At 74.6% G+C, this 13,067-nt stretch carries 13 protein-coding genes and 1 pseudogene; 3 read left to right on the forward strand and 11 right to left on the reverse strand.

All coding sequences use genetic code 11. From position 1 onward, the window contains the following. On the forward strand, nucleotides 1–703 hold a 703-nt coding region (gene puhC / locus PYV61_RS11355), incomplete at its 5' end, for a photosynthetic complex assembly protein PuhC (RefSeq protein WP_275831487.1). 31 nt (nucleotides 704–734) lie between these two features. On the opposite strand, the gene PYV61_RS11360 is transcribed toward puhC, so the two are convergent. The 6 genes and pseudogenes from PYV61_RS11360 to PYV61_RS11385 form a co-directional block, all read right to left on the reverse strand. Further along, on the reverse strand, nucleotides 735–1,028 hold the full coding sequence (locus tag PYV61_RS11360) for a hypothetical protein (protein WP_275831489.1): 294 nt from the start codon (nucleotides 1,026–1,028) through the stop codon (nucleotides 735–737). Between the two features lie 76 nt (nucleotides 1,029–1,104). Continuing rightward, nucleotides 1,105–2,229 (reverse strand): photosynthetic reaction center cytochrome PufC, encoded by a 1,125-nt coding sequence (gene pufC, locus PYV61_RS11365; RefSeq protein ID WP_275831491.1) that lies wholly within the window; start codon nucleotides 2,227–2,229, stop codon nucleotides 1,105–1,107. Nucleotides 2,230–2,504: 275 nt separating this feature from the next. After that, nucleotides 2,505–3,491 (reverse strand): annotated as a pseudogene (pufM, locus tag PYV61_RS11370) (photosynthetic reaction center subunit M); the annotation flags it as partial. 7 nt (nucleotides 3,492–3,498) lie between these two features. Next, nucleotides 3,499–4,323 carry a photosynthetic reaction center subunit L gene (gene pufL, locus PYV61_RS11375; RefSeq protein ID WP_275831495.1) on the reverse strand — a complete coding sequence of 275 codons (825 nt, stop codon included), beginning with the start codon at nucleotides 4,321–4,323 and terminating at the stop codon, nucleotides 3,499–3,501. A gap of 114 nt (nucleotides 4,324–4,437) precedes the next feature. After that, the gene (gene pufA / locus PYV61_RS11380; protein ID WP_275831497.1) at nucleotides 4,438–4,617 is read right to left on the reverse strand and encodes a light-harvesting antenna LH1, alpha subunit; all 180 of its coding nucleotides are present in this window, start codon (nucleotides 4,615–4,617) and stop codon (nucleotides 4,438–4,440) included. A gap of 9 nt (nucleotides 4,618–4,626) precedes the next feature. Continuing rightward, a complete protein-coding gene (locus PYV61_RS11385; RefSeq protein ID WP_345785234.1) occupies nucleotides 4,627–4,884 on the reverse strand; it encodes a light-harvesting protein in 258 nt (85 codons plus the stop codon). A gap of 179 nt (nucleotides 4,885–5,063) precedes the next feature. Here PYV61_RS11385 and bchO point away from each other — a divergent pair, with 179 nt between their 5' ends. Continuing rightward, nucleotides 5,064–6,005 carry an alpha/beta fold hydrolase BchO gene (gene bchO, locus PYV61_RS11390; RefSeq protein ID WP_275831502.1) on the forward strand — a complete coding sequence of 314 codons (942 nt, stop codon included), beginning with the start codon at nucleotides 5,064–5,066 and terminating at the stop codon, nucleotides 6,003–6,005. On the opposite strand, the gene bchZ is transcribed toward bchO, so the two are convergent. From bchZ to PYV61_RS11415, 5 genes are read right to left on the reverse strand one after another with little or no spacing between them, the layout of a single operon-like run. Further along, the gene (gene bchZ, locus PYV61_RS11395; protein ID WP_275831504.1) at nucleotides 5,960–7,417 is read right to left on the reverse strand and encodes a chlorophyllide a reductase subunit Z; all 1,458 of its coding nucleotides are present in this window, start codon (nucleotides 7,415–7,417) and stop codon (nucleotides 5,960–5,962) included. The two genes, bchO and bchZ, sit on opposite strands and share 46 nt — an antisense overlap. Further along, the gene (gene bchY / locus PYV61_RS11400; protein WP_275831507.1) at nucleotides 7,417–8,934 is read right to left on the reverse strand and encodes a chlorophyllide a reductase subunit Y; all 1,518 of its coding nucleotides are present in this window, start codon (nucleotides 8,932–8,934) and stop codon (nucleotides 7,417–7,419) included. The genes bchZ and bchY overlap by 1 nt, the downstream gene beginning before the upstream one ends. 10 nt (nucleotides 8,935–8,944) lie before the next feature. Continuing rightward, nucleotides 8,945–9,943 (reverse strand): chlorophyllide a reductase iron protein subunit X, encoded by a 999-nt coding sequence (locus PYV61_RS11405; RefSeq protein ID WP_275831509.1) that lies wholly within the window; start codon nucleotides 9,941–9,943, stop codon nucleotides 8,945–8,947. After that, a complete protein-coding gene (bchC, locus tag PYV61_RS11410; protein WP_275831511.1) occupies nucleotides 9,940–10,932 on the reverse strand; it encodes a chlorophyll synthesis pathway protein BchC in 993 nt (330 codons plus the stop codon). The genes PYV61_RS11405 and bchC overlap by 4 nt, the downstream gene beginning before the upstream one ends. Beyond that, nucleotides 10,929–12,098, reverse strand: coding sequence for a methyltransferase (locus PYV61_RS11415; RefSeq protein WP_275831513.1), 1,170 nt, complete (start codon nucleotides 12,096–12,098; stop codon nucleotides 10,929–10,931). The genes bchC and PYV61_RS11415 overlap by 4 nt, the downstream gene beginning before the upstream one ends. A 186-nt stretch (nucleotides 12,099–12,284) precedes the next feature. Between PYV61_RS11415 and PYV61_RS11420 the strand changes: the two genes are divergently transcribed. Next, nucleotides 12,285–13,067: ATP-binding protein (locus PYV61_RS11420; RefSeq protein ID WP_275831515.1), on the forward strand; the 783-nt coding region annotated here is incomplete at its 3' end.

Raw genomic sequence — 13,067 nt, forward strand, 5'->3', positions numbered from 1 at the left:
CTCACAGAACGACATGGCTACGATCCGACTTTCGCCGATGGTCGAGACGTCGCGCGCGCACGAGCGGCTGGCGCCGCGCCCGCTCGGCGGCGTCGCCGACAGCCTCGCGGCGCCGCGCGCGCGGTGGGCGGCGCTGTGGCTCCCGGACCCGGCCCTCGGGCGCGACGCGCTCGACCTGATCGTGCACTTCCACGGCGCGGCCTGGCTGCCGCAGCAGGCCGTGGCGTCGCTCGGCGGCGCCGCGGCGGTCGTCGTGAACCTCGGCGCCGGCTCGGGCGTGTACCACCGCGCGTTCGCCGACCCCGCCGAGTTCGACGCGCTGCTCGCCGGCGTGGCGCGCCGCAGCGGCGCGGGCCACATCGCCCCGCCCGCCGGCGTGGTCGAGAGCACCCGCGACCTGCGCTTCGAGGACGCCGCCGACGGCTCGGTCGTCGTGCGGGCCGTCTCCGCCGCCGGCGCGACCGACGACGTCGCCGTGCTGCGCTCGGGGGAGCTGATGTTCGTGCGCAGCACGCTGCGCGCCCTCACGCGCGGCCGCCGCCTCGACGGGCGCGCCGACCCGCGCACGCCGTTCCGCGTGACGCGCTACCGCGACGGCCGCATGACGCTCGACGACCTGGCCACCCGCCAGCACCTCGAGCTCGGCGCCTACGGACCGGACAACGCGGCGGCGTTCGCGAAGCTGCTGGACGCTTCCCGCTAGGATCGACGGCGGGGGAATCGGATCGAACGGATCAGATCCGATCCTTTGGATCCGATTCCTCGTGCTCGTGCCCGGCGTCGAGCGCGAGGTGCGCCGCGTGCGCGGCCCCCGCCACCGCGAGCGCCGACAGCGCGACCCACGTCGGCCACTGCGCCAGCAGCGCGCGCACGGCCAGCAGCAGCGCGGCCCCAGCGCCCAGGAAGCTGGTCGTCTGCCGCACCGACGGCGCGCGGCGCCCCAGCCGGCGCAGCGCCACGAGCGCGATCCACTCGACGAGCACGAGCCCCAGGATCGCGTCGATCAGGACGGGCTGCAGCAGTCGCATCGGCGGCGGGTGAACGCCCGACGGGCCGGAACGCTGGGTGCGCCCCGGCCCGCCGAGCCCACTGGTACTGGTGAAGCTAGCGTTGCTGCGCGGGCGCGGCCGCCGTGCGCGTCAGCGGCGCGTGCGCCGACGAGCTGCGCACCGGCGGCGGCGTCCCCATCGAGCGGGACGGCGGGATCGCGTCCGGCAGGCGCGGCGCCGAGCCGTCCGTCGGCACCCCCGTCGGGTCGCGGTAGTCGGTGATCCCGCTCTTCCCCGAGTCGGCGGCCGTCATCGCCTCCCACGGGCCCGGGTGCCCCCACAGCCCCGGATAATCCCTGGCCATCTGCGCGCCGGCCAGCGGCTTGTGCAGCCCGTTGTGGCAGGTGGCGCAGCCGACCTTCGGCGCGTCGCCGCGCACGCCGAGGCGGGAGTCGGGCAGCACCTCGCCGAGTCCGGCCACGTACCCCGTGTTCAGGTGCCGCACCATGCGCAGCCCGTACAGCGCCGTCACGCGGGTCGCGGGCGCGCCCTGCCACGTCGCCCACGCGCGCGAGTTGTGGCAGAAGGTGCAGTTCACGCCGAGCGAGTTCGACATGTTGATCATCAGCGCGTACGTGTACTCCGTCTGCTTGATCGACGAGCGGTTCCCCGTCGTCGGCAGCGCGGCGTACGACTGGACGCGGACGTCCGACTTGTCGAGGTAGGCGCGCAGGTACTGGTTCTGGTCGGTGTACGTCCAGAGCCCCGCGCGCGGCACCGGCGCGCCGGCGTGGCAGGTGTAGCACGTCACGCCGGTCTGCCCGACGTGCGACCGCCAGTTGGTGTTGAGGTCGCGCGTCATCGCCAGCATGCGGCGGGCGACCACCTTCGGGTACTTCTCGTCGGAGGCGAGGTTCGCCGGGTTGTGGCAGTAGTTGCACCCGGCCTCGGGCCCCGTCGTTGGCGCCACCCAGTTGGTGATCGCGGTCATCGTGCGGGTGAACTCGCCGACGCTCAGCTCGTTCAGCACCTGCACGTTCTGCCAGCGCGCCACCGGGCCGCCGGGCGGCGCGGGGGGGAGCGGCGCCGGCACCGGGTTGGCCGCCAGGCGCGCGCGCTGCACGTCCGGGTCGGTGACGACCTCCATCCCGACGCCGCGGTAGCCCAGCTGCGCGGTGTTCTTGCTCCCGGGCTCGCAGGCCGCGAGCGTCAGGAGGGCGAGGATCGCGGCGCGTCTCATGGTCTGCCTCCGGCGGCCGGCGCCTGCGGCGACGGCGGCACCACGGCGGGTGGGCTCGAGCCCGGGGTCGCGGGCGCCGGCTGGTTGGGCATCGCGGTGCCGGTCGTCGCCGAGTCGGCGAGCGCGGCCGAGTCCGTGCGCGCGCCGGGGAGCGGGACCGTCGCCGCCGCGGGCACCGCGCCCCGGCCGAGCGTCGCGCCCGGGAAGGTGTCGGCCGGCACGCCCATGTACTGGCCGCGCAGGTCCTCCGCCTTCTGCGGCGCGATCTGGATCGTCGCCGGATAGCCGGGCACGATCCCGTGCTTCTGTCCCCACAGGTACCAGTTGTCGACCGCGGTGCCGGTCAGCAGGATCCCGATGGCGCCCGTGAACGTCGTCAGGAACGCGAACCACCACGCCCAGCGGTGGATCGACTCCATCGTCGCGTTCCACCCCATGCACCACCGCCAGAACAGCTGCGCGCGCTCGGCGCCCGTCCCGCGGTCGGTGATCTGCTCGATCTCGCGCTCGCCGCCGAGGCGGCTGACGGCGAGGATCGTCGCGCCGTGCATCGCGAACAGCAGCGTCGACCCGTAGAGGAACGCGATCGACAGCATGTGGAACGGGTTGTAGAACAGGTTCCCGTACCGGATGCTGAACGCCGCGGTCCAGTCGAGGTGCGACAGGATCCCGAACGGCACCGCCTCGCCCCAGCTCCCCATCAGCAGCGGGCGGATGAAGCCCAGCGACAGGTACAGGAAGATCGCCGAGGCGAACGCCCACGGCAGGTGCGTCCCCATCCCGAGCGCGCGCGCGCGGCGGTAGGTGCGCACCCACCACAGCATGATCGAGGTGGTGAGGAAGAACCCCGCCATCAGCCACCAGCCGCCCTGCGCGAGCGGCGGGATGGCGAGCCCGTAGCCGGGCGCCGGCGGGTCGAGCGACAGCCACGGGAGGCGGCGCACGAACTGGATCGGGTTCCAGCCCACCTGCGCCAGCATGTTCAGCCCGATGATCTCGAAGGCGACGAAGCCGAAGATCAGCGACGCGACGCCGGTCCACCCGAGGTAGACCGGGCCGACCTGCGCGTCGCCGAGCTTCCCGAGCCAGTACGAGAAGCCGGGCGTCGTCTGGCGCACCCACGTGCGCTGCTCGATCGGCACCCCCCAGTCGGGGGCGGTGCGGACCTGCACGCGGGTGAAGAGGTTCTGGTACTCGAGGGCGCGGCTGGTGCGCGGCGCCGCGGGGCCGGCCGTCGTGGACGGCCGCGTGATGGTGGCCATGGGGACCTCAGCGCCAGATGGGGAGGTTGAGCCACCAGTCCCACCACTCGGGCCAGCCGCGCGTCCAGAGCGGGCCGCTCACCACGATGCACAGGGCGCTGAAGATGCCGGCGCCGAGCGAGAGGGCGAGCCCCAGGCGGTGGATGCCGATCGCGCCGATCGAGTAGCCGAGCAGGTCGCGGAAGAAGGTGTTCTCGTGCTCGCTCGTCTTGACCGCCTCGCCCTTGCGGGGGTTGACGACCGAGAGGATGAGCGACCCGTGCATGGAGAGGGCGAGCGTCGTCGTGAAGAACAACGTCACCGCGATCATGTGCAGCGGGTTGTAGTGGAAGTGCAGGTACTGGTAGCCCACGTTCGAGACCCAGTCGAGGTGGCTCAGGATCCCGTACGGGAAGCCGTGCCCCCACGCGCCCAGCAGCACCGGGCGGATCACGACGAGCGTCACGTACGCCAGCACGGCGACGCCGTAGGCGTACGGGATGTGGAGCCCCATCCCGAGCTTGCGCGAGATCTCGACCTGGCGCAGCGCCCACGAGACGAAGGCGCCGACCGCCGAGATCGTGATGAGCTGCCAGAGCCCCCCCTCGCGCAGCGGGGCGAGCCCGAGGCCGTACTTGAGGTCGGGCGGGGCGATGTTGATCTGCCAGACGTTCCACGTCGGGCCGATCGCGGCGCCCCAGACGCACAGCAGCGTCCCGACGACGATGAAGAAGATGGCCGTCACGCCGAAGAAGCCGACGTAGAACGGGCCGACCCAGAAGTCGAACAGGTCGCCGCCGATCAACGTCCCTCCTCGCACGCGGTACTTGGCCTCGAAGCTCAGCATGGCCATCGCGGGGGATCCTCGGGTTGGACTCCTTGAACTGCCGAGAGGGGCCGGGCCGGCGGCAGGGCTCTTGCCCCCTGCCGCCGGACGCGGCCTGCCGTGGTCGCGCGCGGTCGCGCGCTACCGTCCGCCGGGCAGCGGGGCGATCTCCGCCGCCGACGCGCGGTTCCCCGCGTCGAGCCAGTTGTAGCGGTTCGTGCTGAGCAGGATGAAGTGGATCACCAGCGCCAGCACGAACAGGAACGTGAACAGCGCGAGCAGCGTGCGCCGCGGGTCGAAGACCATCCAGATGCGATGCATGATCGCCTCCTAGCGCGGGACGTGGTACGCGACGGCCGTCGGCGCCTGCGCCGCCGGTGCCGACTGCGCGGTGCGGACCTCGTACCCGGCGGTGCCCGGGATCCACGGCCGCCACTGCCACACGGCGTAGTGCGCCACCGCCGCGACGAGCGTGAACCCGAGGAAGCCCATGATGAAGGCGCCGTGGAAGCCGCGCGCCTCGTCCTCGCTCAGCACCGGCGCCGCGCTCGGACGCGACTCGGTGAACGAGCTGTAGCCGGACGACATCGGTCGGGTGGTCGGGGGATCGGTCATGTGGCAGCCCTCCGGAGCGGTGCGGGTGCCGGGGCGCGGGCAGCCCCCGCTGCCCGCGACGCCGGCGGGTGTGGCGGCGTGGCGAATCCACGCCGCCGGGACGCCTGCGCGACCGCGCGCGCCGGTGCGGGCGCGACGGTCGGGGGGAAGTGATGCCGAACGCGGGAGACGCCCTCGCGGGGCCCGACTGGGCGGCTTGGCGCGAGCGCTGGCCGAACGCGGCCGCGAGCCGGTTCGCGGAGGCGGACGGGATGCGATGGCACGCGCAGGTCGCCGGCGACGGACCCGTCGCGCTGCTGCTGCACGGCACCGCCGGCGCGACGCACGCGTGGCGCGACGTGCTCCCGGCGCTGGCCGCGCGCTTCACCGTGGTCGCCCCGGACCTCCCGGGGCACGGCTTCACCGGCACGCCGCGCGACGACCAGCTCACGCTGCCGGGCATGGCGCGCGCCGTCGCCGCACTGCTCCGCGCCCTCCACCTGCGCCCCGCGCTCGTCGTCGGCCACTCGGCGGGGAGCGCGGTCCTGGTGCGCATGGCGCTCGACGGCGCGCTCCCGGACGCGCGGCTGCACGTCGGCGTGAACGCCGCCCTCGTGTCGCCGCCGCCCGCGGCCAGCGCGCTCGCCGGCTCCGTCTTCGGCGCGCTGTTCACCGGGCCGCGGCTCGCGCGCCTGGTCGCCCGCGTCGCGGGGCGCGGCGCGCTCACCGAGGCGCTGCTCGCCAGCACCGGCTCGCGACTCGACGCCGGGATGATCGCGTGCTACGAGGCGCTCGTCGCCAGCCCGGCGCACGTCCGCCACGCGCTCACCATGATGGCGCGCTGGGACGTCCCCGCCCTGCTGCGCGACGTGCACGCGCTGCGCTTGCCGTCGCTGCTCCTGGTGGGCGAGGCCGATCGGTGGATCCCGCCGGGCCAGATCGCGCGCGTCCTCCCCTTCCTCCCGCACGCGCGCCTGGAGCGCGTCGCGGGGCGCGGCCACCTCATGCACGAGGAGGACGGCCGCGGCGTCGCGGCGCGCATCCTTGCGGCGTGGGACGCGGCGGGCGCTCACGCCCCCACCCCCGCCACGGCGCGCCGCGACGCCAGCACGTGATCGCGGGTGACGACCACGTCGCCCAGCTCGCGCGCGTCGCGCTCCGCCGCGTCGCGCAGCCGCTTGGCGGCCGAGATGCGGATCAGCACCGGCTGCGCCTCGCACAGCTCGTCGAGCGCCGCCTGCGCGTCGTCGGCCCACGGCAGCGTCTCGAGCCGCCGCGCCGGCGTGGCGTCGATCCGGTCGAGCTCCGTCCCCAGCGGCAGGATGTGGAAGAGCGCGTCGAAGAGCTGGTTGCAGACCTCCTGGATCAGGTAGGTCGCCCCCGCGTAGCCCATGAAGGGCGTCCCCGTGTGCCGCCGCACGATCGCCCCCGGGAACGACGCCGGGAGGTACATGCAGCGCGCGCCCGCCTCGGCGGCGTACATCCGCTCGTTGTAGCTGCCGAAGAGGATGAGCGGCGGCCGCTCGCGGATCGCCTGCCGCACCGCGGCGTTGTCGGGCTTCACTCCCGGGCGGCGCGAGAACGCGAACGTGCACGGCAGCCCCATCTCCTCCTCGAGGAAGTGGCGGATCCCGCGGGCGTGCGTCTCGCTGGCGACGATCCCGAAGCTCGCCGTGCCGAAGAAGTCCTGCGTCACCGACCGCCACAGGTCCCAGAGCGGCTTGATCGTCGTGTGCTTCTCGCGCTCGATGAACGGCTCCGGGTCGAGCCCGAGGATCGCGCCGAGCGACCGCAGGAAGCTGGTCGTCGAGTGCAGCCCGATCGGCGCCTGTAGGTACGGCACCTCGAGGTCCTCGCACAGCAGCCGCCCGAACTCGCGGTACATGCACACGTTCGCGTCGGCGTCCACGAGCCGCGGCACGTCGGCCAGGTGGCTCCCCAGCGGGAAGGCGAGGTTCACCTCGGCGCCGATCCCCTCCACCAGCCGCCGCACCTCGGCCAGGTCCGACCACGTGTTGAAGTAGCCGTACATCGGGCCGACGATGTTCACGCGCGGACGCTCGCCGGGCGCGCGTTCGCGCCGCTTCGGGCGCACCCCCTTCTTCAGCCCGTACTCCGTCCACAGCCAGTACAGGGCACGGTTGGCCGCCTGCCACTGGTCCTCGTCGATCGTGCGCGGGAGGAAGCGCTGGATGTTGGTCCCCTCGGGCGTCACGCCGCCGCCGATCATCTCGGCGATCGACCCCGTCACGACGACGCTGGGCAGGGACGGGTCGAGCGTGCGGTGGGCGCGGCGCATGGCGCCCTCGGTCCCCGTCTGCCCGAGCTCCTCCTCCCCGAGCCCGGTGACGACGATGGGCAGCTCGTGCGGCGGGAGCGCGTCGGTATAGTGCAGCACCGACGTCACCGGGAGGTTCTCGCACCCCACCGGCCCGTCGATGACCACCTGCAGCCCCTTGATCGCCGTGAACGCGTACACGGCGCCCCAGTAGCCGCCGGCGCGGTCGAGGTCGAGGATAAGCGCCATCAGACCATCTCCTCCGCCTTCCGCTGGCGCGCCAGCTTGGCGAGGTGGCGCTGGTAGTGCTCGCGGAACTCGGGGCGGTCGCGCGGCACGTCCTGCCAGACGCCCGCCGCCTCCCCGCGGCCGACGCCGCCGAAGAACGCCTCCATCGCGTCGAAGCGCGCGCGGTTCCCCATCGCCGCGTTGACCACCTGCGCCAGCGACCCGGCGCCGGCCGGCCCCATGAGCGGGCGCGCCGAGATCAGGTTCGTGAAGTACAGCGCCGGGATGCGCCGCTCCTTCGCCGCCTGCACCACCGGCGTCGTGCCGATCGCGAGGTCGGGCGCCCACTCCTCCATCGCCGCCAAGTCCTGCTCCAGCGACGCGCGGTACTGCACGTGGATGCCGCGCGCGGCCAGCCACTCGCGGTCGGGCTCCGACCACGGTGTGCGCGGGCAGGCCGTCCCGACGTAGCGCACGTCGGCGCCGCTCTCGACGAGCAGGCGCGCGACCAGCAGCTCCGAGCCTTCATAGCCCGAGAGCGTCACGCGGCCGCGCACGGGCTTGGCCGCGAGCGCGCCACGGATCGCGGGGAGGAAGCGGTTCTGCGCCTCGGCCACGCGCGCCGACGGCACGCCGGCCATCGCGCCGATCGCCTCCAGCCAGGCGGCGGTGCCGTCGTGCCCCACCGGCGCCGACCCGACGACCGGGCGCCCGGCCGCGTGCAGCTCGCGGATCGACGCGACGTAGAAGGGATGGATCGCGGCGGCCCCGACGCAGTCGAGCGCGGAGTAGAGCTCGCGCCACTCGCGCGTCGGCACCACGGGACCGGCCGCGAGCCCCAGCGGCTCCAGCAGCATCCCGATCCCCACCGGGTCGGCGGGGAACATCTCCCCCAGCAGCGTCACCGTCGGCCGCTCGGCGCGGGCGACGCGCGGCGCCGCCACGGGCCCCTGCTCCGCCTCGCCCCGCGCGTACGCCAGCATGGCGCCCGCCAGCACGTCCTTCGCCTCGGCGTGCGTCGGCACCCCGAACCCCGGCACGTCGATGCCCACGATGCGGACGCCGTCGATCTCCCTGGGCAGGATCTGCAGCGGGACCCCGCTGGCCGTCGGCACGCACAGGTTGGTGACGACGATCGCGTCGTACAGCGCCGGATCGGCGAGCGCGTGCACGGCGTCGCGGATGTCCTCGAACAGCTTCCCGGTCACCAGCGACTCGGAGTCGAACGGGACGTAGCCGACGGTGCGGCGCGCGCCGTAGAAGTGGCTCGTGAACGTGAGCCCGTACACGCAGCACGCGCTCCCGCTGAGCACCGTGGCGGTGCGGCGCATGCGCAGCCCGACGCGCAGCGACCCGAAGGCCGGGCACATCGACTGCGGCCGGTCGTGCGGGCCTTTCGGGTAGTCGGCCGCGTAGCGGTCGAGCACCGGGCTCTTGCCGGCGTCGCGCGCGGCCGCGAGCAGCGTCTCGGCGCCGGCGTGGCAGCCGAGCCCGTCCTGCGGCACGACGGGGAGCGCCGCGCGCGGCGCGGCCGTCACGGTCCCTCCCTCAGGCGGCGTCGTAGACCACCTCCAGCGACGGGCGGGCGAGCGACTCGCGACCGCACATGTCCTGCAGCGTCGCCGGCTCCAGCACGACGTCGCGCCCCGTGGCGTGCGCCGAGAACAGGCCGAGCAGCGCGTCCTGCGAGAGCGGCGTGGGGCGCCTCGGCGGCGCGTCGCCGACGGCGGTCGCGAGCTCGCCGAACAGCCCGCCCCACTGTCCACCGGGCCGGCCGATGATCTCGTAGTTGGCGCTCTTCCGTCGGATGTCGTCGTGCGCCGGGATCGCGGCCAGCACGGGAATGCCGGCCGCCTCGGCGAACCGCTGCGCCTCGCCGGTGCCGTCGTCCTTGTTGATCACGAGCCCGGCGACGCCGACGTTGCCGCCCAGCCGCCGGAAGTACTCGACCGCCGAGCAGACGTTGTTGGCGACGTAGAGCGACTGCAGGTCGTTCGAGCCGACGACGATGACCTTCTGGCACATGTCGCGGGCGATCGGCAGACCGAAGCCGCCGCAGACCACGTCGCCCAGGAAGTCGAGGAGGACGTAGTCGAAGCCCCAGTCGTGGAAGCCGAGCTTCTCGAGCGTCTCGAAGCCGTGGATGATCCCGCGGCCGCCGCACCCGCGCCCCACCTCGGGGCCGCCGAGCTCCATGGCGTAGACGCCGTCGCGCTTGAAGCACACGTCGCCGATCGCGACGGCCTCGCCGGCGAGCTTCTTCCGCGAGGACACCTCGATGATGGTCGGACACGCGCGCCCGCCGAACAGCAGCGACGTGGTGTCGCTCTTCGGGTCGCAGCCGATCAGCAGCACCTTCTTCCCCTGCTGCGCCATCATGTACGACAGGTTGGCGAGGGTGAAGCTCTTCCCGATCCCCCCCTTGCCGTAGATCGCGATGATCTGCGTCTCCTTGGTCACGGGCCCGGACGGCGCGGGCGCCGGCTCGGCGCGCGCCTCGGCGCGGAGGTTCGACTGCAGCTGGACGAGCGCGGGCGCCACGGTCATGCGTCGGGTCTCCAGTCGAGGACCATCTTCAGGCAGGACGGGTCGCCGAACGCGGTCGCGTAGGCGGCGGCCACCGACGCCTCGTCGCGCACGGCGGCGCGGTGCGTCAGCAGCCCGTCGAGCGACAGCCGGCCGCCGAGCATCAGCGCGCGCGCGTCGGCCAGGTCGTCGGGGGTGAACTCGGCGGCCACGCGGAAGCGCGCGCCGCGCAGGAAGGCGGGGACGTACGCGAACGCCAGCGGCTCGGTGTAGAAGCCGCCGATCACGATCTCGCCGCCGCGCGCGAGCCGCCCCACCAGCGCGTCGAGCAGCCCGTTGGCGCCGCTGACCTCGCAGACGCAGCGGTAGTCGCGGCGCGGGTCGGCGTCCGGGTGCAGCACCTCGTAGCCGTCGGCGCCCGCGACGCGGCGCGGCTCGACCTCCCACACCGTCGGCGCGGGGCCGCCCAGCGCGAGGACCAGGCGCGCGACCAGCCGACCCAGCGCGCCGTGGCCGACGACGAGGTCGGGGAGCACGCCGTCGCCCACGCAGTGGCGCGCCGTCGCGGCGAGCGAGAGCAGCATCGCCTCGGCGCCGAGCGCCTCGCCGACCGGTCGCGCGCGGGCGCCCGGCGCCACCAGCGTGTCGGCCGCCCCGCCGAACAGGTTGCGGACGCCGACGAGCGCGTGCGCCCCCGGCAGGAAGACGCGCTCCCCGACCTCGCGCCCGCTCGCCGCGCCGGCCCACCGCACGCGCCCGACGGACTCGTAGCCCGGCACCAGCGGATAGCCCATCCCCGGGAAGTGCGGCATCGTCCCCGCCCACAGCAGCCGCTCGGTGCCGGTGCTGATCCCGGTCCACTCGACGTCGACCACCACGTCCGCGTCGCCGGGCTGGGCGAGCGTCAGCTCGCGCAGCGCGATGCGGCCGGGCGCGTCGAGCACCACGGCGCGGGCGGTCGCGGGCGGCGCCCACTCGGCGGTCGGCCGTGCGGCGAGCGTGGCGCTCATGCGATCCCCTCCATCACGCCGCACTGCACGGGATAGCGCGTGCGGCGGGTGCGCACGCGGCGGAAGCCCGCCGCGCGCAGCAGCCCGCGCAGCTCGGACTCGCGCCGCGCGCGGCCGCGCCCCATCGCCCACAGGTAGAAGCCGAAGTAGACGTCGCCGACGACCTCGGCGCCGCGCACGCCGGCGAAGGGCTCGGCCACCACCACGCGGCCGCCGGGGGCCAGCGCGTCGCGCACGCGGCGCAGCAGCGCGAGCACCGCGTCGTCGTCGTGGTCGAGCAGCACGCGCACCAGCGTCACCACATCGGCGCCCCCGGGAAGCGCGGCGGCGTGGAAGTCGGCGCCGTGCACGCTCACGCGGTCCGCCAGCCCGGCGTCGCGCAGCCGTCGCGCGGCGCGCGCGGCCACCGGCGGGAGATCGAGGAGGGCCAGCCGCAGCCCCGGACGCCGCTCCGCGACCGCCGCCACGAACCCGCCGTCGCCGCCGCCCACGTCGAGCAGCGCGCGGGCGCCGTCGAGCGGCACCGCGTCGAGGATCTCCTCGGCGATCGGCGTGACCGTGGCCGCCATCAGCGCCGTGTAGCCGGCGACGTCGGCGGCCCCGACGCGCGAGCGCCGTCCGGCCGCCGCGTACGGCCAGTACTCCGCGAGCGCCGTCCCGCGGTCGCCGGCCGGCCGTCGCAGCAGCGCGAGCGGGTCCCGCAGTTCCTCGTACAGGAGGGCGTTGTGCTCGACCAGGCGCGCCAGCCCGGGCGACGCGAGGAGCGGCGCGCCCATCGCGCCCAGTCCCCACCGGCCGCCGTCGCGCGCCTCCACCAGCTCGAGCGCCGCCGCGGCCCGGAGCAGACGCTCCAGCCCCTCGGCCGGGATCGAGAGGCGGCCCGCGAGCGCCGCGGACGTCTGCGGCGCGTCACGCAGCAGCGCGAAGATGTCCAGGCGTACGCAGGCGGCCAGCGTCTGCGTGTAGGCGAACCCCGCGACCACGTCGAAGAGCGCGCGCGACCGCGACCGGGCGACCCAGCGGACCACCGGCAGCCGGGCGGCCCACCGCTGGAAGGCCGGGCTCGCATAGAGCCCGTTCCGTAGCGACGCGAGCCGGTCGCGCCACGAAGCGGCGCCCTCGGCAGCGACGGGAAGTCGATCGGCCAGCGGTCCCGCGAGCGTCATAGCGCTCCGTCTGCGGGGTGGGCCTGCGGGGAACGGACCGGGCGAAAGTAGGTCGGCGCGCGCCGACTGTCAACTAGCATTGACAGTTTGAGACCGTAAACCTCTTGCGACACTCGCACGCGGGTCATAGCGTTTCGGTGCCCGCCCGGGTTCCCAGTCGTCCCGCCCGCGCTTCCAGGAGTCGCCGTGCGCCCGCGCTACCCGTTCTCCGCGATCGTGGGGCAGGAGGAGATGAAGACGGCGCTGCTGCTCGCCGCCGTCGACCCCGCCATCGGCGGCGTGCTCATCCTCGGACACCGCGGCACCGCGAAGTCGACCGCGGTCCGCGCCCTCCCGGGGGTCCTGCCGCCGCAGACGGTGGTCGAGGGGTGCCGCTACGGCTGCGACCCAACTGCGAACGGCGCCCGCTGCGACGACTGCCACGCCCGCGAGGCCCGCGGCGAGCGCGCCGGCCGGCGACGCGCCGAGGTCCCGGTGGTCGACCTCCCCCTCGGCGCCACCGAGGACCGGCTCGTCGGCGCGCTCGACCTGGAGCGCGCGCTGCGCCACGGCGAGAAGTCGTACGAGCCCGGGCTCCTCGCGCGCGCGCACCGCGGCTTCCTGTACGTCGACGAGGTGAACCTCCTCGAGGACCACCTCGTGGACCTCCTGCTCGACGTGGCGACGACCGGGGAGAACGTGGTCGAGCGCGAGGGGCTGAGCATCCGGCACCCCGCGCGCTTCGTCCTCGTGGGCAGCGGCAACCCGGAGGAGGGCGACCTGCGCCCGCAGCTCCTCGACCGGTTCGGCCTCGCGGTGGAGGTGACGACCCCCGCCGACCCCGACACGCGCGTCGAGGTCGTGCTGCGCCGCGACGCGTTCGACCGCGACCCGCACGCGTTCGGCGACCAGTGGGCGCGCGCCGACGAGGCGCTGCGCCGGCGCGTGACGCGCGCGCGCGGGCGCCTCGACGCCCTCACGCCGGGCGCC

Origin of the sequence: Roseisolibacter sp. H3M3-2 (assembly GCF_029211165.1) — a bacterium.
Classification (GTDB): Bacteria; Gemmatimonadota; Gemmatimonadetes; order Gemmatimonadales; family Gemmatimonadaceae; genus Roseisolibacter.

Coding starts and splice junctions, on each gene's coding strand:
- pufC (WP_275831491.1), bottom strand. CDS start 2,229: ATGAGACGCGCCGCGATCCTCGCCCTCCTGACGCTCGCGGCCTGCGAG.
- PYV61_RS11405 (WP_275831509.1), bottom strand. CDS start 9,943: ATGACCGTGGCGCCCGCGCTCGTCCAGCTGCAGTCGAACCTCCGCGCC.
- PYV61_RS11385 (WP_345785234.1), bottom strand. CDS start 4,884: ATGTCGTCCGGCTACAGCTCGTTCACCGAGTCGCGTCCGAGCGCGGCG.
- pufL (WP_275831495.1), bottom strand. CDS start 4,323: ATGGCCATGCTGAGCTTCGAGGCCAAGTACCGCGTGCGAGGAGGGACG.
- PYV61_RS11415 (WP_275831513.1), bottom strand. CDS start 12,098: ATGACGCTCGCGGGACCGCTGGCCGATCGACTTCCCGTCGCTGCCGAG.
- bchZ (WP_275831504.1), bottom strand. CDS start 7,417: ATGGCGCTTATCCTCGACCTCGACCGCGCCGGCGGCTACTGGGGCGCC.
- bchO (WP_275831502.1), top strand. CDS start 5,064: ATGCCGAACGCGGGAGACGCCCTCGCGGGGCCCGACTGGGCGGCTTGG.
- pufA (WP_275831497.1), bottom strand. CDS start 4,617: ATGCATCGCATCTGGATGGTCTTCGACCCGCGGCGCACGCTGCTCGCG.
- PYV61_RS11360 (WP_275831489.1), bottom strand. CDS start 1,028: ATGCGACTGCTGCAGCCCGTCCTGATCGACGCGATCCTGGGGCTCGTG.
- bchC (WP_275831511.1), bottom strand. CDS start 10,932: ATGAGCGCCACGCTCGCCGCACGGCCGACCGCCGAGTGGGCGCCGCCC.